Below are 20,516 nucleotides of genomic sequence, written 5' to 3' on the forward strand. Positions count from 1 at the left end.
GGGTGAGCAAAAGTGGCAAGGACAAATTGGCTTGAACTAAAAAGCCAGCGTCTTTAGGCGCTGGTCGGTAATAGAGGCTTATAGCCTCAGAGCAAACCACCCGTTTGACGGGTGGTTTTGATTATGAATATTCATCGTTTAAACGTGCTCCAAAAGGCAATGCCCTAACTTAACTACGAATCACTCAAATGGGAAAGCCCACCATTTATCGTGATTCTTGTTAGTGCTCGGTCACTGCCTGCCTTTTGTCTCACTCCCCGTCATTTTTTGCGATAATCTGCCGCTGCTGCCGTTCGAACCTTGATGATAGCATCCAAAGTACCATGATATTTGACTGGAAAAAGAGTCATCAAATCGGTTAGTTTTTTGATTATTATTTGACCTTTATGTTTATCGCCAAAATAAAGTTCCCAAATGGCAAGCCAAAGTTGTTGTGTGATGCGGCCATCCCAGGTTAGTTTTTGAATATCGATCGTATTAAAATCACTTTTGAGATGTTTTGCGGCTGTATACCGATGCTGATTCAATAGAACTTGGAATTGGGTGCCGTAAAATTCTACCAGTAGGTCGGTCACGTGAAAATAATCATTTGGCTGTTTTAAATACTGTTGGGCATTGTCTTGCATGCGCTGTTTAATTTTTTCAATATCAATCAATGGCGCAGTGTTCTTAGGGAGACAAAGCGGTAATAGTAAATGCGCTAAACGCATTTCATTTAAAGTCCAATTCTTTTCGGTCAGCAAGTGGTCTAATAATAGAAACATATGTTTTGATAAAGGAAATTGTTTTTGATCATAAGCAGCAATTAGAATCTCTGCATAAGCAATCGGCCATTTTAGTTGGTCGGTTTGACTTTGCTTTTGGGTCACAAGCCAATGATGTAAGGCCAAAAAATTATGGGTCTGATACCAGGTGTCGATTTTAGCGTAAGCCTGTTGGTTTTTGGTTAATTGATGATGATTGTGAATGAATTGGAATTCATCTGGTGTAACATCTAAATTTACTAAGATGGCTAAGAATTTTTCGGCATCAATACTGTGTGCACCTTGCTCTAATCGGTGGGCAAAGGAACGTGAGATGATGCCTTGATAGACCTCTTTTTGACTCAGCCCTTTGATTTGTCGAATGTATTTGATTGTTGGTCCCAATTGGGTCATGATAACCTCCCTCAATCTGCGCCGTAGTTTATGCATGCTGTAATTAATGTTGCAAGTATGCAACGTTTTATTAGTTCACTTTAACGATAAGCCTAGTAGTCTTAATTTAGCAAGAAAAATTAGACTACCAAGGGGATGCAGCTATGATAATGATTACCAATCGACAATCAGTTCGGCAAATCTGTAAAGATGTTGTCAGTAATCTGCTTAGCAGTTTTAGTGGTGATATGTTTGCTTTTGCCATGGGTTTGATGTTGTTAAATGAGACTGGGCTGGCCTTGAGTTTTGGACTATCCATGGTAATTACGCCCATCGTCAATTTACTTGGCTTCGTACCGATTGGTAATCTAGTGGATCAGCAACCACATAGACGCCTAATGATCATTTTTAGCTTAGTTCGACTGCTGGCATTATTGGGTTACGCACTGGTTATCACGAAATTTACTGGACGTGCAAAGATTCTGCCCACTATTATTTTTTTAGTGATCAATGCCTGGAGCACAACCGTTAATACCACCGCTTATACTGCAGCTGTTCAGGAATTGGTAAACGCGCGACATATTCAGTCACTTCAATCTTTAACTCAGGCGGCCGCTACATTTGCGAGCCTATTCGCGCCAATCGCTGCTACGGTACTATATGATTGGATTGGCTTTAAGGGCTTTATTTTACTTGAATTTGCAGCAAATGTTGGCGCATTTTTATTGCTGCTATCGATGAAATTCTTTGATAATACGCCAACGTTGACAACAAATCCTGGACCGCGGTCACGTTACAAGCAATTTTTGAGTGGCACCAATTTTATACGGCAAAATAAATTTTTATTACTTATTGTCAGTTTGGCAATCTTGATCAACTTCTTTTATGCGGCACTCACAGTAGGGTTACCCTACGCCGTCATTCAAGTTGATCATTATGGAAAAGCTGCACTAGCTTTTCTTAATACACTCATAGCGGTTGGCTTGTGTATTGGTAATTTAAGTTTGAATTTTCTACCAAAGATCAAACGACTTAGTCCTATTTTATTAGTGAATACGATTGTTTTGGGTATCAGTTATATGGCACTTTTTACCGTTTTGGTTCTTAAATTATCACGGCCTTTATTTTATGGCCTAGGTGGTTTGGTGATGTTTCTAATTGGCCTAACTTTGGCGTTTTTAAATACACCGCTTATGGTTTATTTTCAGGAACATGTGCCTAAAAACTTATTGGGCCGCGTTGCTGTAACATTTACGACAGCCGTGCAAACGTCAATGCCCCTAGGTGCACTTTTGTTTTCAAGTTTATTCCAATTGCCACACAGTCAATGGCTCTTTCTAGGCTGCGGTGGCTGCATTATTGCCGTTGCCGTAGCTTCCAGTAAAAGTGCTATTTTGAGCGAACATGACTTATCGTGACTTATAATGAAGTTTCAAAAAAACAGGCACAACAACGATGAGGGTTCACGTTGCTATACCTGTTTTTAGTTCTCGTTATTTTTGATTATAGTTTAAGACGCTGATGCCTTCATCAGTCAATTGAATGGTAGAAATGCCGCCATTCATTGGTGAAACCGTCACATCAAATTTCTTTTCACCGAATTTATCCACAATACTGCGAATCGTGGTGCCATGAGACACCATCAAAATTTTATCACCATCATGGGCTTGTTCACGCAGCCACTTGAAGCCTTTAGCCAAGCGCGTCCAATATTGAGTTGCGGTTTCGGCGTCCCCAAAAGGATCGGCTTGGTGGACAAAATCCTTGGCTTCATCTAAAGAGTAATCAGCGATGATGTCCTTAAAGGTTGGACTGCCATGGGGGGCACCGGCTGCAAACCAAGACTTCGCTGAGTCTTCACCTTCATAATAACCATAAAACTCTTCACGAAAAAGTGGTGTTTGTGAAAAAGGAACGTGGGTATTGATATTATGAGACAGGATGATTTCAGCCGTTTGAATAGCACGACCACGGTCAGATGAATAGCAATGCTGAAAAGTGACATTTTGTAGTCGCTTACCGGCTTCGTGGGCATCTTGAATCCCTTTTTCGGTCAAAGGGGAATCCGACCAACCTTGCATGCGATTGTAACGATTAAAATATGTTTGACCGTGGCGCACAAGATAAACAGTCACAGTTTTCATCATTATGGACCTCACTTGTTGTCTATTTCTGGATTAACTAATTTTGGGGGGAGGTGATTTAAACGCGTTCATAGTGCCAATCGTTTCGCTTAACTACGAATTACTTGCAGGTGCAAGCACCTACTGTATAATTCTAGGTTAATGCTCAACACTTACCCAGCACTATTCACGCGCTCCACTATAAACGCGTTCATGAAGCTAACTTTGTCACCTAACTCAAATCGTTTGCTGAAGCTGGCGCTTCATCGGCACAATTTGTGTTCGTGCTCCAAAGCTGACCAGCTTCATTCACGCTCTAAACGCGCTCAAATCATCAGTTTTCTCACTCAACTACGACTTACTCGTGGAAAAGTTCCCCCCACCACGTAAGTCTAGGTTGGTGCTCGAAAACTACCCGATGATTCTCACGCTCTATTTATTAAACGTGTCGTTTTCCACATCTTTAATGAATTGTTTCAAGTGGTCGAAGTAGACGGGGGCGTTATCGATCATGTGGTGGTGGCCGCCATTTGGCGTTGTAACGAGGCGGGCATTAGGGATGACTTTAGCCATACGTTTTGCAGAGCTGACGGGCATGGTTTCATGTTCACCAAAAGTCAACAAAGTTGGTACTTTAATATTTTGAATCTGATCACGCAAATCAAAGTCTTTTAATTTACCAGTGACGACGAACTCGTTGTCACCTTGGAAAGCATTGTAAACCGGTGTCGCCATGGTTGAAATTAAATGAGAGATTGCTGGTGGTTGTTTGCGGTCAACATAACCTTTGTTCAAAACATCCACGTAGCTTTGGTAACGGGCATTATCCCAGTCGCCTTTGGCTTCACAATCCTTCATGAAAGCAACGGCATCTGCTGGCAAAGCCTCTTCCCGAACTTGATTGATATGTGCCATATATTCGTCAATGTTATCGATCATACTGGAAACGATGGCACCTTTTAAATGTTGCCCGTATTTCAAAGCATACATCATGGTCAAAGCACCGCCCCATGATTGACCAATGAGATAAAAATTATCTAAACCTAATTTTTGCCGCACTTCTTCGACTTCATTTAAGAAATAATCATAAGTCAGATATTTTTCGGCAATTTTGGGGTCGGAATAGTCAGGCTGATCTGAATAAAATGAACCCAATTGATCGTACATGGATACTTGCACACCCAAATCAGCTAATTTTTCACCAAAGTTTTCCCAATATTCGTGGGTGCCACCAGGGCCACCATGTAAGCAGAGCAATTGAATGTCACCCTGACCTTGGGTATTGGTCCAAAGATGGTAACCATTATCTAATGTGATGATCGTTGTACCTGTCTTCATAAAATCCCTCATTTCTATAGCATATATTCATCTTACTATTTTTCTTTGGATTGCAAAATGGGTAATTGCCAATCATCAATTTCTGGCAAGTCAGTTTGATGGCTGGCTACATAGTCATTATGCGCAATTAACTGGTTAGTCATTTGTTTAAATAAATTACGGCCTTGTCGGGTGTCTAAACGATGCATAGCTATCAACGCCTGTTTGACTAATGTAAAGCGGTCAATACTATTTTGAACTCGAAGATCAAATGGCGTGGTCACACTGCCTTCTTCACGATAGCCGTTGATAAATGCTGGCTGATTCTGACGATTTAGCAATAAGCCTTGTAGTGTTAAGGGATAGCCATGAAAATTAAAAATGATCGGCTGTTGCTTGGTAAATAATTTGTTGTAGCCGGCTTCAGTTAAGCCTCGAGGATTGATGGTCGGATGTTGTAACCGTAACAAGTCTAGGATGTTGATCACGCGAATATTTAATTTTGGAAGTTCCTGTTTGAGAATGGTTGTCGCAGCGAGGACTTCTTCAAAAGGTTTACAGCCTGCCGCCGCAAAAATAATGTCGGGTTTCTCCGCAGTGTCGCTAGCCCAATCTACAATATCTAAGCCTTTTTGCTTCAATAATTGCGCTTCTTTAAGGGTAAACCACTGGCGAACGGGATGTTTTGGTGTGATCAGATAATTTACTTTCTGATGAGTTTTGATCATGTCATTAAAAGTGACCAGAGTTGTATTTACATCTACCGGCAAGTATAGCCGTACCAGTTCAGGATTTTTCGCTGCCAATGTATTTAAAAGCTCGGGGTTTTGGTGCGTTAGACCATTACTGTTTTGTTCCCATAACGTTGATGTGCCAATTAAATTTAGTGCGTTGATATCTTTGCGCCAAGCATGACGTGTCCCCTGGGTCAACCACTTCAAATGCTGGCTGACCATTGAACTCACAATCGGTAAGAAACCTTCGTAGGATACGAAAACGCCGCTGCCGCCCGTTTGTAAAAAGCCTTCTAATAAGCCTTCATCTAAGTGTTCAGACAGGACTTGATCAAGTAAGTGGTCTTTTAGAGCCACATCATTAGAAGCCGCTTCATCAGGGCTGAGGACTAATAATTGGTCTGGTTTTGGATTTTGCGCCGCAATCTGAGCTAGATATTGATTGAGTTTCTCAAGATTAGAAACTTTTTTTTGCCCCGGATGCTTCAATTGTAAAGCTGTTTTAGCCAAAGCATCGTGAACTTTAGGGGCCAGACCCACGCGATTGGTATAACGATTATCGCTGACATGATAGTTGGCTTCAGGAATCACAGCCGTCATGTCTTTCGGTCGAGCTTGGGCATCAAAAAGGTCAGCTGGGTGATAACTGTTTAGCCAAGTGGTCAATTGTTCAAGTTCAGAAGGATGCTGTTTGGGCGCCACGATTGGCAGCCGGTGACTGGCTAGCGTGCCAATCGTATCTTCAGGACCAGTCATGCCCTTAGGCGTTTGCAGAATAATGACGGGCCATTGTGCTTTTTTAAATAGGGCCATTGCTTGGTCCATAGCCGCTGCTAAATCACGATGTAATTGTTGATTAGCTGTTTTACCATGCACAATCAGCGGTTGATAACCCAGACTTTGAAAATAGGCTTTGAGTTGGGCATTATCCTTATGTGCTAACCAACTGGTGTTTTCCATAGTTAGCCCATTTAAAGTTACAATAGGGAGTACTTTGCCGTCTTTTTCACCTAACATCGTATTGGCTTGCCAGCTAGCTTGTAAGGGTCCAGTTTCAGCTTCGCCATCACCGATAATCGCGACGGTCAGTAGCTGCTGATGACCGATCACAGCACCAAAAGCGTGCGCCAAAACATAGCCCAGTTCACCACCAGGATGGATCGCACCGGGCACAGCGGGTTCAGGATGACTGGAAAAGCCAAACGGCACGGCGAATTGTTGACATAGTGTTTCTAAGCCGGTTAATGATTGATCCAGATCAGCATTGATTTTTACCAAATCATCATTTAAGTAAGCATTTGCTAAGGCAACGGCACCACCATGACCAGGGCCTTGTAAAACTAAGACCTGTTGTTGATATTTGTTGATCAAACGATTGATATGTGTATAAATTAAATTTTGTCCAGGAATCGTGCCAAAATGACCCAGAGGCTTTACTTTCACATCGTCAGCCACTAAAGGTCGGTTCAACAAAACATTGTGGTCTAAATAACTCATGGCGCCACATAGATAATTGGCTGCACGGAAATAACGGTCTAACTGTTCCAAATAATCGTCTGTATCAAAATTAGACATCCAATTAACACCTCCAATTGGCATTGGATACGTTTGCCTTACATTATACAAAACTTGAGGGAAATGAACATGTTTGAAATTAGATTATTCGAAAACAATGCCTGATTAGAAACAAAAAATGTGAGAACAGCGACAAAAGGTGCTTAGCGATAGTGATAATCTAATATATTGGAGCTTTTAAATTTGATATTCATACTTTTAAACGCAATCACAGGCAATCTCACGCTTTTAAACGCAATCACAGGCAATTAATTTTTGACCCCATGTTTTTTGTCACGACACCTGCAAAGTGGTAAAATTTTATGATCAACCTTAAGGAGGCAATACGACATTATGACACGGCAAAAACAATCACTTATCGCAGGGACTACGGCTTTGATCGGGTTTATCATCGGCCTGATGACGAAACATATTCTGACAGGTCTCTTTGTCGGTTTAGCTGTCGGTTACCTCATGACGTTTTGGATACCTTATTTTATGAAACGAAAACATTAGGCTAGGGATGATTTCATGACTGCATTACTCGTTGGTTTGGGTGGCATGTTGGGCGGTAGTTTGCGCTATACACTTGGGTTATTGGTGCCGGCACCTCATGGCTTTCCGTTAGCAACGTTAATGATCAATTTGGTAGGTGCCTTCTTTTTACCACTGTGGACCCAGTATCTGGGTTTGAAATTAAAGTTGCCTGAACGTTGGATCTTAGCCGGTGGTACCGGTTTTTGTGGTGCCTTCACAACCTTTTCTTCATTTAGTTTAGATGCATTGAAACTTCTACAACGTCAGCAGTTTGGGGCAGCATTCAGCTACATCTTAATTTCGGCCGTGGGCGGCTTGGGTTTGTCATTATTAGCTGTGACGATAGCCCAACATCAATACCATACAGGTGTTCACGAAGGCGACAACCAGTTACTGCAAGATATTGACAAAAGTGGGGTTAAAAAATGATGTATTTACTGGCCGCTGGTGGCGCTGGGCTAGGCGCAATGGGCCGTTATGGGCTGACAGAAGTCATTAAACGGCACAGCCACAGTCGCTTGCCATTAGCAACGTTATGGATCAATTGGCTGGGCAGTTTTTGTTTAGCCTTTATGTTTGGCTACCACCTGCCAGTGCAATGGTATCAATTTTTAGGCGTTGGACTGCTGGGCGGATTCACCACTTTTTCGACCTTAAATAGTGAACTATCAGGCTTATTATATGCCGGTCAATTCCGCATTTTTTTGAGATATTTTTTCTTGACCTATATTTTAGGCTTATTATTCGCTCTAGTGGGATTTTTAACCAGCTATAAGTGGCGTTGATTGCTGAAAAAAGCGAATTGTGTTAATATATTTTATTGCATTTTTCTTTTTAATTTCCAGTTTTGGGGTTAGGAGGCTAATCATGGCCGATAAAGTAAATGAGACGTTAAGTTCAGAACAAATAAAATTACAGGCGCAAGAGCAAAAGCATCTGGATGGTGTGGTTGAAAAATTAAAGCACCGAGAAAATCAATTAGATAAAAAAATCAAACGTACCCAAGCTGAAGAGCAGGGCATCAATAAGACTTTTTTTGATGATGTGAAATTGAACTATGGCAGTGACACCACGAATATGGAAACCGCATTATCCATTCATCAACAGCAGCAGTTATTATTGGAACGTAATAATAGTTGGCGTTCTGCTGAAGAAGAGAAAGTCACCGTTCAACGCTTGGAACAGAATCCTTACTTTGCCCGGGTCGATTTCCATGAGCATGGGGAACCCCGAAAGGAAAAAATCTATATCGGGTTAAGTTCATTCACTGATGATAAAGGCAAGTTTTTGATCTATGATTGGCGGGCACCGATTTCTTCTATATATTATGAAGGTAAATTGGGGGAAGTCACTTATAACACACCAGACGGTGAGCAAACTGTGGATCTTTCTTTGAAGCGTCAATTCTTGATTAAAGATGACCAGATTCAATCTATGTTTGATACCACCGAAACCATTGGTGATCAGATGCTGTTGGAAGTTTTGGGTGAAAAGTCAACTCCACAGATGAAGAGCATCGTCACGACAATTCAAAAAGAGCAGAACCAAATTATTCGCGATACGGATGCCGATCTCTTATTCGTCCAGGGGGCAGCCGGTTCAGGTAAAACCTCAGCAGTTTTGCAGCGCGTGGCTTTCTTGCTCTATCGTTACCGCGGTAATTTAAGTGCGAGCCAAGTGATCATGTTTTCACCGAACCAATTATTTAATGACTACGTGGAAAATGTATTACCTGAATTGGGCGAACAAAATATGGTCCAAATGACATATGGTCAGTTCGTAGGTCGCCGGGTACCGCATTTGGATATTCAAAGTCTCAATGAACAATTCGAGGCTGAAAAGACTGAGACGCAAAAGCAGATCATTAATCTAAAATCTAGCTTGGCCTTTTTCAAAGCCTTGCAAGCTTATGCGGTTCATTTGGAAAAAGCAGACATGCGGTTTAAAGACATTAAATTCAAAGGTAAAGTTTATTATTCGAAACAAAAAATCAAAGAGATTTATTACAGCTTCAATGAGAACTATCATTTGGGCAATCGGCTCGATGGCACGAAAGAAAAGCTGATCCGCTCGCTCAATCATCGGATTGATAAAGAAACTAAGTCAGATTGGGTGCAAGAGGCCGTCCAAAATCTATCTCAAGATGATCTGCAAAAAATGTACACCACGGTCGATCAAGAGTTTAATTCTGGGGATGATGAATTCAAGTTCTTGGCGCGCCAAGTTGTGGTTCAACAATTAGAGTCCGTTCATCGAGCAATCAATAAGAACCAATTCTTAAATAGCCGGGCACAGTATCTAAACTTTTTGCGGATGATTCCCAAACTGCTAGATCTGAGCAACTATGGGTTAGACGAAGCTCAATGGACTGCTGAAGTTGAACGCGTCAAGACACACTTGAAGGCCCATGAGATGAGTATGCCAGATATTAGTGCCTATCTATTCCTTTACGACCAGATCACTGGCAAACATGGCAATCGTGACATCCATTTTATTTTTATTGATGAAATTCAAGATTATACACCATTTCAGCTGGCTTATTTGAAATATAATTTTCCTAAAGCACGGTTCACGATGCTGGGAGATCTTAATCAAGCCATCTTCACCAAAGATGCCAGTGAAGATTTGTTGGATCAAATTCAGACGCTTTTTAGTGGTGAAAAAATTAAAGTCGTGCAATTGACGCGTTCTTATCGTTCAACACAGCCAATCACCGACTTTACGAAAGCTATTTTGAAAAATGGTCAAGAAATTGCTGCCTTTGATAGGCAAGGGCCTTTGCCCAATATTGTGCTGGCGAAAGATGAACCACAATTATTGACCGATATCTTAGCCCAATTAGCTCAGAATGATGCGCAGGAAATGAGCACAGCAATCATTACTAAGACCTTAGCGCAAAGTGAACAATTACAACAAGATTTGAAAGATCGCGGTCATGACATTACTTTGATCCGTTCAGAAAATCAGCGTTTGGCGGCCGGCGATATTGTCATTCCGTCTTATTTAGCCAAAGGTTTAGAATTTGACGCCATTATTGCTTATGATTTATCCGCTGAGAATTACCATGCTGAAGACGAACGCCAACTGGTCTATACGATTGCTTCTCGGGCAATGCACACGTTGACGATCACCGCGCAAAATCAGTTGACACCATTATTAGCTGATGTACCACAAACGTTATATACGCAGGGCGTTACGTCCGTTGTAGCCAATGATTGATTTGACGGCTAACGACTTGCGTTAAAATATCGTACCCACGATTTGTAAAATGGATCCCATCGGATTGTAATAATTCGTTGGGGTCTTTTTTAGTATGCATGGGCGTGTACAAATCACCTGTGGGCAGCTTATGTTTGGCACCATAAGTTAATAGGGCGTTAACGTAAGCTTGGATTTCAGCTTGGGTACGGTCACCTAAGCGTTTATCATCAGAGTATGGCGGTGAAATTAAGCTAACTTTATCAAGACCGATTTTTTGGCAAAGGGTGTCGATATTATGTACATAGTCTGCTGTTGTGATGGCTGTGTCCTTGGGGATGTCGTTAGCACCAAAATGGATCACAACTAAATCTGGTTTTTCATCTAATACTAAGCTTTGCAGCCAGGCCAGAGCAATGAGCGTCGTTGCCCCGGGGATCGCCGCGTTGACAATAGTGTCATTAGGGAATTGTTCCTGAATACGATCTTTAAAAATACTGCTGGTTAAACCTTGATGATAGCCAGCAAAAATAGAATCACCAAACAAAACGATTTTCATTTCAGTCACTCCTTTGACTGTTTCAAATTTATTATAGTACAAGTCTAAGGTTGAAAGCGGTTCTAAAAATATTCATCAGAGTGATGCAAACCCGATTTTTTGCGGTATAATGTTTCTATTGCTTTTTATTATTTAATTGAAGGGTGTTCAAATGACAAACGCAAAAGAAATTACTTGTACGCAAACGCTAGCCATTTCAACCCATCGTGCTTTTCCAAGAGATTTGAATAACTATGGATTCATGTTTGGCGGCAAACTATTGGAGCTATTAGATGATGTGGCTTCGATCTCAGTTTCGCGATTTACCCGGCTGCCCAGCGTGACCGCTTCGATCGACCAATTTAATTTTATTCAGTCTTTTCAAAAGGATGACTCTGTTTGTATTGAGACTTACATTTCCGGCGCTGGTAAACGGTCGGTGGAGGTGTTTGCCAAAATCATTGGTGAAGCATTATTTACCGAAGAGCGCTATATTGGTGCTACTGCTTTTATGACGTTTGTTTTACAAGACCGAAAAACGGTCGATGCCTTGTTGGTACCAGAAACCAAGGAACAATTGGCAGTCACATCAGGTTATCCGCGGCGCCATGAGCTGCGCAAACAGGAGTTAGCAGATCACAAGGCCCTGTTCGCCCAGTTGGATACTCAGTTGCCTTGGACAAATTAGATTTGAAGTTGGGATAATATGGATTACGATAAAACTTACTACATGTTTGATCGTCAGCAGTGGCGGCAGTTTCATGGCAAATTAGGTGACAATCACATCACACAACAGGAGTTAGCTCAGGTCAAAGCCTTAAATGATAAGCTATCCTTGGAAGATGTGTCGGTAATTTATGCGCCGTTACGGCATTTGATTCATATTTTTTTGAATCAATTTCAGCGTCAACAGGGTGCCTTGGCTGATTTCTTGAATCGGTCGACGGAGCACGTGCCGTTTATCATTGGCATTGCTGGTAGTGTAGCCGTGGGTAAAAGTACCACTGCGCGGTTACTGCAATTGATGCTGTCTCGGGCTTATCCAAATTACAAAGTCCAACAGATTACGACGGATGGTTTTTTGTACCCTAATCGCGTTTTATCAGAGCGCCATATCATGGATCGCAAAGGGTTTCCAGAGTCTTATGATATGGAAGCTTTGATCAATTTTATGGATGCGGTCAAAGATAATCTGCCAAAGGTTAAAGTGCCGCGTTATTCTCATCAAGTATATGATATTGTGCCGGGAGAGTATGATATTGTAGATCAGCCAGATATTTTGATTGTTGAAGGCATCAATGTTTTACAATTACCATCTAATGCGCCGGTTTTTGTCAGCGACTTCTTTGATTTTTCCATCTATGTGGATGCAGATCCTGACTTGATCGAGCAGTGGTATCTGGAACGCTTTGGGGTTCTGCTGGATACCGCTTTTACCGATCCTAATGATTATTATTACCAATATGCCATTGGTGATCGTGAGGATGCGTTTGCTATGGCTAAAGATGTCTGGCGTAAAGTGAATCTGACTAATTTAAAAGAATTTATTTTACCCACTCGTTCTCGGGCCGATGTGATTTTGCACAAAACCAAGCACCACTTGATCGATAAGGTTTATTTGCGGAAATTTTAAATAGGAAAAAATGAGAATCCGTTCACGATGATTGCTTTTTTCAGAAAATATATTTATTATGAGATTATTGTGTATGTGAAAATGCGTTTGGCTAACTGGCTTCGTTAGGTCATTGAAGCTACCAGTTAGCCTCACGCTCTACTAAATTAAGGGGTGTTCAGTTTGGCTTCTACCGATATGCAAAATATCGATAAAATTATTGTGTTGGACTACGGTAGTCAATACAATCAATTGATTACACGGCGAATTCGCGAATTTGGCGTGTATTCAGAGCTATTACCACACACGATTTCAGCTGCTGAGATCAAGAAAATGGCGCCTAAAGGGATTATTTTCTCTGGTGGCCCGAACAGTGTGTATGATGATGGTGCCTTTGGAATCGATGAAGAGATTTTTAATTTAGGCATTCCAATTCTTGGTATCTGTTATGGCATGCAGCTCATGGCTTATAAGCTCAATGGCCGCGTTGAACCAGCTGATAATCGGGAATATGGAAAAGCTGATATCCATGTCACAGATGAAAGTGCGCAATTATTCAAAGATCTGCCAATGGATCAAACGGTTTGGATGAGTCATGGTGACTTAGTTCAAGGCGTCCCTGAAGGCTTTGAAATTGTGGCAACTTCACCAAACTGTCCAATCGCTTCGATGGCGGATGACACCCGTAAATTTTACGGCATCCAATTCCATGCGGAAGTGCAAAATACCCAATATGGTCATGAAATCTTGAAGCATTTTGCTTTTGATGTTTGTCAAGCTGAGGCAAACTGGAGCATGGCTGATTTTATTGACCAACAAATTGAAAAAATTCGTGCCACTGTTGGCGATAAAAAAGTTCTCCTCGGCCTTTCTGGCGGGGTAGACTCTAGTGTGGTTGGCGTCTTATTGCATAAAGCAATTGGCAATCAGCTGACTAGTATCTTTGTGGATCACGGCTTGTTGCGTAAAGGCGAAGCTGAACAAGTTATGGCCAGTTTGGAAGGTAAGTTTGGCTTAAACATCGTTAAAGTTGATGCCAAAGAACGCTTCCTTTCTAAGCTTGAAGGCGTTAGTGACCCTGAACAAAAACGGAAGATCATCGGTAATGAATTTATCCGCGTTTTTGATGACGAAGCTGCTAAATTAGACGGCATCGACTTCCTAGCTCAAGGGACGTTATACACTGACGTTATCGAATCCGGTACAGACACTGCCCAAACCATCAAGTCACATCATAATGTCGGCGGCTTGCCAGACGATGTGCAATTCCAATTGATCGAACCGCTTCGAACTTTATTCAAAGATGAAGTCCGTGAATTGGGCGAGAAGCTAGGTATGCCATCTGACCTTGTTTGGCGGCAACCATTCCCAGGCCCCGGTCTCGGTATTCGGGTGATCGGCGAAGTTACGCCAGAAAAACTTGAAATTGTCCGCGATAGTGATTACATTCTCCGTGAAGAAATCAAAAATGCCGGTCTAGATCGGGAAATTTGGCAATACTTTACGGTGTTACCAGGCTTCCGTTCCGTTGGTGTCATGGGTGACGGTCGGACCTACGACTACACCATTGGTATTCGTGGTGTCACTTCTATTGATGGCATGACGGCTGACTTTGCGAAGATTCCATGGGATGTTTTGCAAAAGATCTCGGTTAGAATCGTAAACGAAGTCGCACACGTTAACCGCGTTGTGTATGACATTACGAGCAAACCACCAGCAACAATTGAGTGGGAATAGCCTAGAACCATTCTTATCAATTTCAGCCCTGTATCAAGGTACGTTTTTCCTTGATATAGGGCTGTTTTTTTGTGGTTAAAAACTGATAGAAGATGATACAAGTTGGTAAAAATACGGTACATTGGACGGTACAATTTAAAATTTGTTATTTTGTACCGTCGAACATGCCCAAAGTATTGTCAACATTGGAATAAACCTTAAGTGAATTTGGCTGGTTTGGTCGAGTATAATCAGCTGTCATTTGAATGTTTTTATGACCTAACCAGTGCATGACATCGATCTGCGGTGTATTGGATGAAATAGCTTCGGTAGCGAAATAATGTCGTAACATATGGGGCGTGATATGAATACCAGAAGCTTTTTCAACTTTATGCATCACCCGATTGAGATGAGTTGGATGGAAAGGTTCACCTGAATCATTGAGCCAGACCCACTTTTTTGTGTCCGCAGAGATATTATTTCGCATACGTAGATTGTCTGCTGTTTGTAATGCGAATTTGATGTAATCAATGATTTCTCCACAAACCCAGATCGTTCTATATGATGATTTTGTTTTTAAAGTTGTACCATTTGGGAAGTCGGAGGTTCTTTGCAAATCAAAAGTAATTGAACAGATCTCACGCTGATGAACATCATCAAAGCCAAATTTAAACGATTCAGAACGTAGCCCCATCAACTCACCACGACGTTCACCTAGAGTACCAACGTAAACAAATGCCATTAAATATCTATCTAATATTTTATTAGCCGTTTTAATCCATTTATCAAAATCTTTTGGCTCAAGACTTAAGTCCTTTGGTTCGCGTCCACGAATCAGCATGCCTTTTAGCCTATTTTTATAAATAATGTCTTCATGTTCAGCGTCATTCATTACTTGTAACATAACAGAAGTAATTGTACGAATGGTCGATTTTGCTAAACCCTTGGTTGCTAAATTATCCAAAAAGTCTTGAAATTGTGATCTTGAAATTTCATCTAACTGTTTTTTACCGAATCTAGGTTTTAAATACTTTCTATAATAGTTTGTTGTGGTTTTACGAGTGGAGTCTTTCCATATTCCAAGCTGATATTTCTTTTGTGCAATGCGGTTAAAATAGGCATCAAGTGTAATATTGTTGGTAGCAATTAAGCCAATTTTGCCTTCAGATAGATCGACCTCAAATTTTTTTAAAACAACATCAGCGTCACGCCATGTTAAAAAACCAGATTTTGTGTACTCTTCTTTCTTTCCTTCACTTGTTGTAAAACCACGTCGAAGACCATACCGCTTGCCTCTTCGCGTTTCATATTCATAAATATTAGGATGCCGCTTTAGTAGTTTCCATTTTCGCATATTGGTTAAACCTCCATTTTGTTAATAAATTATATTAAAGTACACAAACGTATGTTCTTTTCGGGTGTTAAATAAAAGCCCAGGAGAGGGCTTGATTTATTAAATCATGATTCTTATTTCATACTATATTGGCTTTTACTAGCTAATGCATCATTTTCAAACGTCAGCTGGAAGTTGGCGCCTAAATCTCCTTGGATACCAGTCAAGTAGCTTGCTGTAACTGACTTATTACCACCAATTAATGATTCACTCAATCCGTCAGGTTCTCCGAATTGTTTTATTGCATCGTTATATGAAGTGCCATTTTGAATGGAATTAAATTGGTCAAGAGTTATCTTCTGTTTACGGCCTAGTTTGAATCCAGAAAGGGTCTTGTTGAATGCTTTGCCATCTGTAAAGGACAAGATCATTGATGAACCGAATTTGCCGTCAATATTTGTCCAAGTCAGTACATTAGTGTTGATATTTTGAGTGGTAGAAGAGCTTTCTGAAGAGGGTTTACCAAATTTAGCTTTAGCTTCGTCCATACTCAGACCACCATTACCTTGCTCCATAAGGTCGCCAACTTTTACAGCATCAAAATCGGCACGAGTTATTTTGGCTTTATTGTTATTTGTCGAAGAAGACGAAGAGGAATCTTGCTTTTGCACAGAACTAGATGATTGTGAAGAACTATTTGATGTATTTTGTTCTTGTGCTTGTTTCTTAGTTCCATTACCACCAAGACCACCACCAATAGCAATCAAAAGTATGATAACTATAAGCCAGAACCACCAGCGCTTATATAATGGCTTCTTGCCATTTGGCTGTTTCTTAGGTTGCTTATTTTTTGTGACTTTTCTACCTTTGTTGCTTTTGTGACTTCTGCTTCTACTTTCCATGTGGATCCCCCCAAATTTAAGTGAAAAAACTTGTACTTATGCATACGAGACTATTGATTTAAAAGCTTTTGCTTTTGTTGCTGAAATTCTTCATTCGAAATGATTCCTTGATCTCTGAGTGTCGCTAGTTTTTGAAGCTCGTCAGCTGTTGAATAAGATGCATTTGAAAGATTGATATTCTGAACCTTTGACTGTTTTGCTGCTTGAAGCTTGAGCATGACGTACCGATGAAACTTCTCATACATCCTGACATTACTTTTTTTGAAGGCACGTAAAATAATTGCATTAGGGTCTTCGGCAGCATCCAACGTTGTCCCAACCCATCCAACCGCTTGATTTTTTGCCAGTTCTGCATTGGTAATAAATTGAATATAACCATTCAACATTAAATTTGGTTTTTTGTATTCAATTCCTTTTAAATCTGAATAAAATATTTCTTTTTCACCCTTAAAGCCTTGAAAAAGTAGACCACCAAAACTTTTTCTCGAGATATTAACATGGTCTTCATAGGCAGTTGCACGTCCGTTTACCCCAGTAATCGTAATTGGTTCTGGTTCGCTTCTCACTTCTTACACCTCCCTAAAATTAAAGACGCCTTATAGTTTGTTCAACTTGGTAAAAATACATTTCTGGAATATCAAAATACTCCAAGAAGTTAGAAACATTAATTTGCCAAGGACTGTCTAAATCTGCTTTATCCATATAAGACTTTACTAAGATATAAAGCGCGCCGTCATTTGCTTGCTTTTCAGATTTCAGTGTTGGTGTATAACTACTTGCATAATATGCTGCAGGTTCCTCTCCGAGAACATTATGTGTTAATTCATGTCCAATCAACATGTACTGAAAGGGGAGATGAACCGCAGAATTAATAAATATGACTCGCTGAATCGGATCGGAATACCCTAAGATGTTGCTTGGCAAGCGATCAGTTATATCAATATCAACATCGTAAAAATGGCACAGTCGAACTGGATCGGTAATGCCAGAATCATCTACCGAGTCAAGAAACTCATCCAAAGTATTATATTTCATCAAATCACCACACTAATCATTGTCATTATCGTGTTCAACACGATGGCGGCCCTTATTCCAGAAATAACCGATTAAAATATTCTGTATTGCTTCTCTATCTTTGTCAGTCACAGGAGTTTTTTCATATGTTAAGGGTTGTTGTTCAAGAATACGTTTTAGATCAGACACTTCACGTGACGTTGCATCCTTGGGGGTCTGGTTAATACCTAGTAGATAGTCGCTCGTCACATCAAAGTAATTTGCAATTTTTTGTAGCATTTCATAATCGGGTTGCCTTTTACCTTGCTCATATGAAGAATAGGTGGTTTTCGCAATGCCGAGTTGTTTTGCGAGAGCTTCCTGCGTTAGCCCTGGCTTAGACTTTCGCAATTCTTTTAATTTATCTGCGAACATTGAATAACCTCCTTTACATGTATTTTAGTACGCAAATCGCGTATTACAAAGATAAAAGAATAAAATACACAAAAAGAGTATTTAACTGTTGACTAAGTACGCAATGTGTATTATATTTATTTTTGTAATCAAGTACGCGCTTTGTACTACAAGGTGGTGATTAAATGGATAAAAAGACTAAACAGAGATTGTGGTTAAAACACGTTAGAGAGTCACGTGGAATGACGCAAAATCAAATGGCAAGTTATTTAAATATTCCTAAGACAACTTATTCTTCATATGAGCAAGGCTATCGAGACCCTGAAATTGCTAATGCTAAAACGATGGCTGAAAAATTAAAAATTAAATGGCCTATTTTTTTCGAGAGTGAAGTACGCGAATCGGATTATAAAAACGCCATGAATGAGGAGGTGACGAAATGAAATTAACAATTGAAGGTTCAGCCGATGATATTAAAAAAGTGCTCCAAGCTATTAGTGGTAGCGAGGGGCACTCAAAGCAAAAAAGCAATATTGAAAATTGGCTCAAACAGAGTGGAACTCAAATAGTCGGTGGAACAACTTTAAAGATTTAAACCACGATTCTTTCCAAAACTTTCATATTGAGAGAGCTTGATAGATTTTTTTAATTCTATTTCAAACTGCGTTTTCAGTTCATCGGAAAATTTAGGGAAGATATTCTTGATGACAAAGTCGACCATATCATCTGGTGTTGCGCCAACCATAGTATGTGTTTGTGCATCCAGATTAAATTCCGCAATTGTCTTTCCGATGGCTGTATAGAGAGAGTCTTCGGCATCTAAATGATATTCAATTTTCTCCAAAGTATAATCACCTCCTTCAGAAGTGATTATATCAAATGCTACCGATATTTAATTGTCAATGAGCGGAGGTGACGAAATGAATAAGAAAGAGAAAGTGAATTTTATTATTTTTAATAAAAAAGACGCCTTCATAATCAGTGCCATCAACACTGATAACAAATTGGCGTCCAAAATCAAGCAAACTAAGAAGGAAATTCAACTTCAAATTTTCCCGAGGAATTTCGGTTCAACGGATAATTAGTTTTTAACGAGATTTTATTCGGTTCTTGAATCATCAGAAATTTAAATCCTTTCGGAAATTCTTCATAAATAATTGTTCTGCTTGATTCATTAATAATTTACTTTCTAACTTCATTTATATCTTTGACCCACGATGTATCAATTTCAGCATTCGTATTAGAGCCAAACATATAAATATTTGTCAGTTCTGTTTCGTCAATTTTGATAATAGTCACCTCCTTTAGAAGTGATTATATCAAATACTACCAATATTTAGTTTTCAAAGAACGGAGGTGATCACATGGATAAAGAAACTCTGATTAATAAGCTATTGCACATCAATCCAACACTGCACCGCGATATTTTAGAAGATTTCTCAAGAGATGTTTTAGAAAAAGCGTACACGGAATTGCTTGAAGAACGTTCAGAGAATATTAGAGAACTCACGATCGGTATCTAATTGTTCTTATCATAAACCTGACCATCATCATATTGATTTTATCGTTAAATACAGTTTAGAAAATAGGCATTATATTCACATTAAAGAGGGTGTGGAACATGAGTGTAAACATTATTGAAGAATTTGATAATGCTCTAAACGCTACCGGCTGGACTAAATCACTTGTTGCTCAGTCAATACATGTAACACAAGCAGCGGTCAGTAACTGGTTAGCAAGAGGCGATATTCCTGCCGACATGCTTATAAAGTTAGGACGTGCTTTAAAGGACTATCGCTTCAGTCTTGCCATTGCAGAATATTTAACGGGGGTTCGCGTATTGTCTGATAAAAGATTACAAGATACACCACAAGCCCGATATTTTAGCCAAGCTAAAGAAGAGAATGATCGTAAGAAACTTGACCCCGAATTTACATTGTTACTTGGCAAGAACAAAGAAGATCGAACTGATACCGATCGGCGCCGCGTTTTAAAATATGTCAAAGAATTAGATGAGGAGATCGAAGAAAAAAGCAATTATAAAGCTGCAATTATGCGTGACTGGGAGCTTTACATTGATGAGGAGGTAATCTGATGGACGTGACTGTTGCACTTGGCGATGAAGATAATGAACAAGAAGTATTGATCAATGCTATTGCTGATCGCTTAGCTAAAAAAATGACACCGATTATCGAAAAAATCATTGAAGAAAAATTAACTCGTGAACGTGCGATGACACAAAGAGAAGTTGCAGAGCAGATACTGCATTGCGATCCATCAACAATTACTGATTATTATTTAGAACAGCCTGGTTTTCCATTTTTTGCAAAAGGCACAAAGAAGATGTTCTGGCCGGCTGCTGTTCGAGAATGGATCAATAACAATCAACAAAGCTTGATTTAGGAGAGT

Annotated in this window: 25 protein-coding genes; 14 read left to right on the forward strand and 11 right to left on the reverse strand. The window is 40.1% G+C overall.

Going from position 1 to position 20,516, the window contains the following annotated elements; translation table 11 throughout:
• Positions 1-260: 260 nt before the first annotated feature.
• Positions 261-1,157, reverse strand: coding sequence for a helix-turn-helix domain-containing protein (locus ACNAN0_RS02225; RefSeq protein ID WP_416353750.1), 897 nt, complete (start codon positions 1,155-1,157; stop codon positions 261-263).
• A 143-nt stretch (positions 1,158-1,300) separates the two neighbouring features.
• Here ACNAN0_RS02225 and ACNAN0_RS02230 point away from each other — a divergent pair, with 143 nt between their 5' ends.
• Positions 1,301-2,554, forward strand: coding sequence for an MFS transporter (locus ACNAN0_RS02230; RefSeq protein WP_416353751.1), 1,254 nt, complete (start codon positions 1,301-1,303; stop codon positions 2,552-2,554).
• Between the two features lie 75 nt (positions 2,555-2,629).
• On the opposite strand, the gene ACNAN0_RS02235 is transcribed toward ACNAN0_RS02230, so the two are convergent.
• The 3 genes from ACNAN0_RS02235 to ACNAN0_RS02245 all read right to left on the reverse strand — a co-directional run bounded on the left by ACNAN0_RS02235 (position 2,630) and on the right by ACNAN0_RS02245 (position 6,885).
• Complete coding sequence (locus ACNAN0_RS02235) at positions 2,630-3,280, reverse strand: histidine phosphatase family protein (protein ID WP_416354222.1); 651 nt, start codon at positions 3,278-3,280, stop codon at positions 2,630-2,632.
• 411 nt (positions 3,281-3,691) lie between these two features.
• Complete coding sequence (locus ACNAN0_RS02240; protein ID WP_416353752.1) at positions 3,692-4,597, reverse strand: proline-specific peptidase family protein; 906 nt, start codon at positions 4,595-4,597, stop codon at positions 3,692-3,694.
• Positions 4,598-4,632: 35 nt separating this feature from the next.
• Positions 4,633-6,885, reverse strand: coding sequence for a phosphoketolase family protein (locus tag ACNAN0_RS02245; protein ID WP_416353753.1), 2,253 nt, complete (start codon positions 6,883-6,885; stop codon positions 4,633-4,635).
• 333 nt (positions 6,886-7,218) lie between these two features.
• Between ACNAN0_RS02245 and ACNAN0_RS02250 the strand changes: the two genes are divergently transcribed.
• The 4 genes from ACNAN0_RS02250 (at position 7,219) to helD (ending at position 10,620) form a co-directional block, all read left to right on the forward strand.
• Positions 7,219-7,380: a hypothetical protein gene (locus ACNAN0_RS02250; RefSeq protein WP_230914308.1), complete on the forward strand. Its 162-nt coding sequence runs from the start codon at positions 7,219-7,221 to the stop codon at positions 7,378-7,380.
• Positions 7,381-7,395: 15 nt separating this feature from the next.
• Complete coding sequence (gene crcB / locus ACNAN0_RS02255; protein ID WP_230914309.1) at positions 7,396-7,830, forward strand: fluoride efflux transporter CrcB; 435 nt, start codon at positions 7,396-7,398, stop codon at positions 7,828-7,830.
• Entirely contained in the window at positions 7,827-8,186 is a 360-nt protein-coding gene (locus ACNAN0_RS02260) for a fluoride efflux transporter FluC (RefSeq protein WP_230914310.1), read from the forward strand. Before crcB ends, ACNAN0_RS02260 begins: the two co-directional genes overlap by 4 nt.
• A gap of 82 nt (positions 8,187-8,268) precedes the next feature.
• Entirely contained in the window at positions 8,269-10,620 is a 2,352-nt protein-coding gene (gene helD / locus ACNAN0_RS02265) for an RNA polymerase recycling motor HelD (protein WP_416353754.1), read from the forward strand.
• Here helD and ACNAN0_RS02270 read toward each other — a convergent pair.
• Positions 10,595-11,158 carry an SGNH/GDSL hydrolase family protein gene (locus tag ACNAN0_RS02270; RefSeq protein ID WP_230914312.1) on the reverse strand — a complete coding sequence of 188 codons (564 nt, stop codon included), beginning with the start codon at positions 11,156-11,158 and terminating at the stop codon, positions 10,595-10,597. The two genes, helD and ACNAN0_RS02270, sit on opposite strands and share 26 nt — an antisense overlap.
• A 151-nt stretch (positions 11,159-11,309) precedes the next feature.
• Here ACNAN0_RS02270 and ACNAN0_RS02275 point away from each other — a divergent pair, with 151 nt between their 5' ends.
• From ACNAN0_RS02275 to guaA, 3 genes are all read left to right on the forward strand, one after another.
• Positions 11,310-11,825 (forward strand): acyl-CoA thioesterase, encoded by a 516-nt coding sequence (locus tag ACNAN0_RS02275; protein ID WP_230914313.1) that lies wholly within the window; start codon positions 11,310-11,312, stop codon positions 11,823-11,825.
• An 18-nt stretch (positions 11,826-11,843) separates the two neighbouring features.
• Positions 11,844-12,770 (forward strand): type I pantothenate kinase, encoded by a 927-nt coding sequence (gene coaA / locus ACNAN0_RS02280; RefSeq protein ID WP_416353755.1) that lies wholly within the window; start codon positions 11,844-11,846, stop codon positions 12,768-12,770.
• A 177-nt stretch (positions 12,771-12,947) separates the two neighbouring features.
• Positions 12,948-14,486: a glutamine-hydrolyzing GMP synthase gene (gene guaA, locus ACNAN0_RS02285; RefSeq protein ID WP_416354223.1), complete on the forward strand. Its 1,539-nt coding sequence runs from the start codon at positions 12,948-12,950 to the stop codon at positions 14,484-14,486.
• A 145-nt stretch (positions 14,487-14,631) separates the two neighbouring features.
• Here guaA and ACNAN0_RS02290 read toward each other — a convergent pair whose 3' ends face one another.
• The 5 genes from ACNAN0_RS02290 to ACNAN0_RS02310 all read right to left on the reverse strand — a co-directional run bounded on the left by ACNAN0_RS02290 (position 14,632) and on the right by ACNAN0_RS02310 (position 18,128).
• The gene (locus ACNAN0_RS02290; protein ID WP_230914315.1) at positions 14,632-15,819 is read right to left on the reverse strand and encodes a site-specific integrase; all 1,188 of its coding nucleotides are present in this window, start codon (positions 15,817-15,819) and stop codon (positions 14,632-14,634) included.
• A gap of 113 nt (positions 15,820-15,932) precedes the next feature.
• Positions 15,933-16,700 (reverse strand): DUF3862 domain-containing protein, encoded by a 768-nt coding sequence (locus ACNAN0_RS02295; protein WP_230914316.1) that lies wholly within the window; start codon positions 16,698-16,700, stop codon positions 15,933-15,935.
• A 50-nt stretch (positions 16,701-16,750) separates the two neighbouring features.
• Positions 16,751-17,266 (reverse strand): SHOCT domain-containing protein, encoded by a 516-nt coding sequence (locus ACNAN0_RS02300; RefSeq protein ID WP_416353756.1) that lies wholly within the window; start codon positions 17,264-17,266, stop codon positions 16,751-16,753.
• A gap of 19 nt (positions 17,267-17,285) precedes the next feature.
• The gene (locus ACNAN0_RS02305; protein ID WP_230914318.1) at positions 17,286-17,735 is read right to left on the reverse strand and encodes an ImmA/IrrE family metallo-endopeptidase; all 450 of its coding nucleotides are present in this window, start codon (positions 17,733-17,735) and stop codon (positions 17,286-17,288) included.
• 12 nt (positions 17,736-17,747) lie between these two features.
• Positions 17,748-18,128: a helix-turn-helix domain-containing protein gene (locus ACNAN0_RS02310; RefSeq protein ID WP_230914319.1), complete on the reverse strand. Its 381-nt coding sequence runs from the start codon at positions 18,126-18,128 to the stop codon at positions 17,748-17,750.
• A gap of 164 nt (positions 18,129-18,292) precedes the next feature.
• Between ACNAN0_RS02310 and ACNAN0_RS02315 the strand changes: the two genes are divergently transcribed.
• A complete protein-coding gene (locus tag ACNAN0_RS02315) occupies positions 18,293-18,550 on the forward strand; it encodes a helix-turn-helix transcriptional regulator (protein WP_230914320.1) in 258 nt (85 codons plus the stop codon).
• On the forward strand, positions 18,547-18,702 hold the full coding sequence (locus tag ACNAN0_RS02320) for a hypothetical protein (RefSeq protein ID WP_230914321.1): 156 nt from the start codon (positions 18,547-18,549) through the stop codon (positions 18,700-18,702). Before ACNAN0_RS02315 ends, ACNAN0_RS02320 begins: the two co-directional genes overlap by 4 nt.
• Here the strand turns inward: ACNAN0_RS02320 and ACNAN0_RS02325 are convergent.
• Entirely contained in the window at positions 18,691-18,951 is a 261-nt protein-coding gene (locus tag ACNAN0_RS02325; RefSeq protein WP_230914322.1) for a hypothetical protein, read from the reverse strand. The two genes, ACNAN0_RS02320 and ACNAN0_RS02325, sit on opposite strands and share 12 nt — an antisense overlap.
• 76 nt (positions 18,952-19,027) lie before the next feature.
• On the opposite strand from ACNAN0_RS02325, the gene ACNAN0_RS02330 reads away from it, so the two are divergent.
• The 4 genes from ACNAN0_RS02330 (at position 19,028) to ACNAN0_RS02345 (ending at position 20,510) form a co-directional block, all read left to right on the forward strand.
• Entirely contained in the window at positions 19,028-19,192 is a 165-nt protein-coding gene (locus ACNAN0_RS02330; protein ID WP_230914323.1) for a hypothetical protein, read from the forward strand.
• A gap of 279 nt (positions 19,193-19,471) precedes the next feature.
• Positions 19,472-19,630: a hypothetical protein gene (locus tag ACNAN0_RS02335; protein ID WP_230914324.1), complete on the forward strand. Its 159-nt coding sequence runs from the start codon at positions 19,472-19,474 to the stop codon at positions 19,628-19,630.
• Positions 19,631-19,728: 98 nt separating this feature from the next.
• A complete protein-coding gene (locus tag ACNAN0_RS02340) occupies positions 19,729-20,202 on the forward strand; it encodes a hypothetical protein (RefSeq protein ID WP_230914325.1) in 474 nt (157 codons plus the stop codon).
• A complete protein-coding gene (locus tag ACNAN0_RS02345) occupies positions 20,202-20,510 on the forward strand; it encodes a hypothetical protein (protein ID WP_230914326.1) in 309 nt (102 codons plus the stop codon). The genes ACNAN0_RS02340 and ACNAN0_RS02345 overlap by 1 nt, the downstream gene beginning before the upstream one ends.
• Positions 20,511-20,516 lie beyond the last annotated feature (6 nt).

It is taken from the genome of Agrilactobacillus fermenti (genome assembly GCF_047943045.1).
Classification (GTDB): Bacteria; Bacillota; Bacilli; order Lactobacillales; family Lactobacillaceae; genus Agrilactobacillus; species Agrilactobacillus fermenti.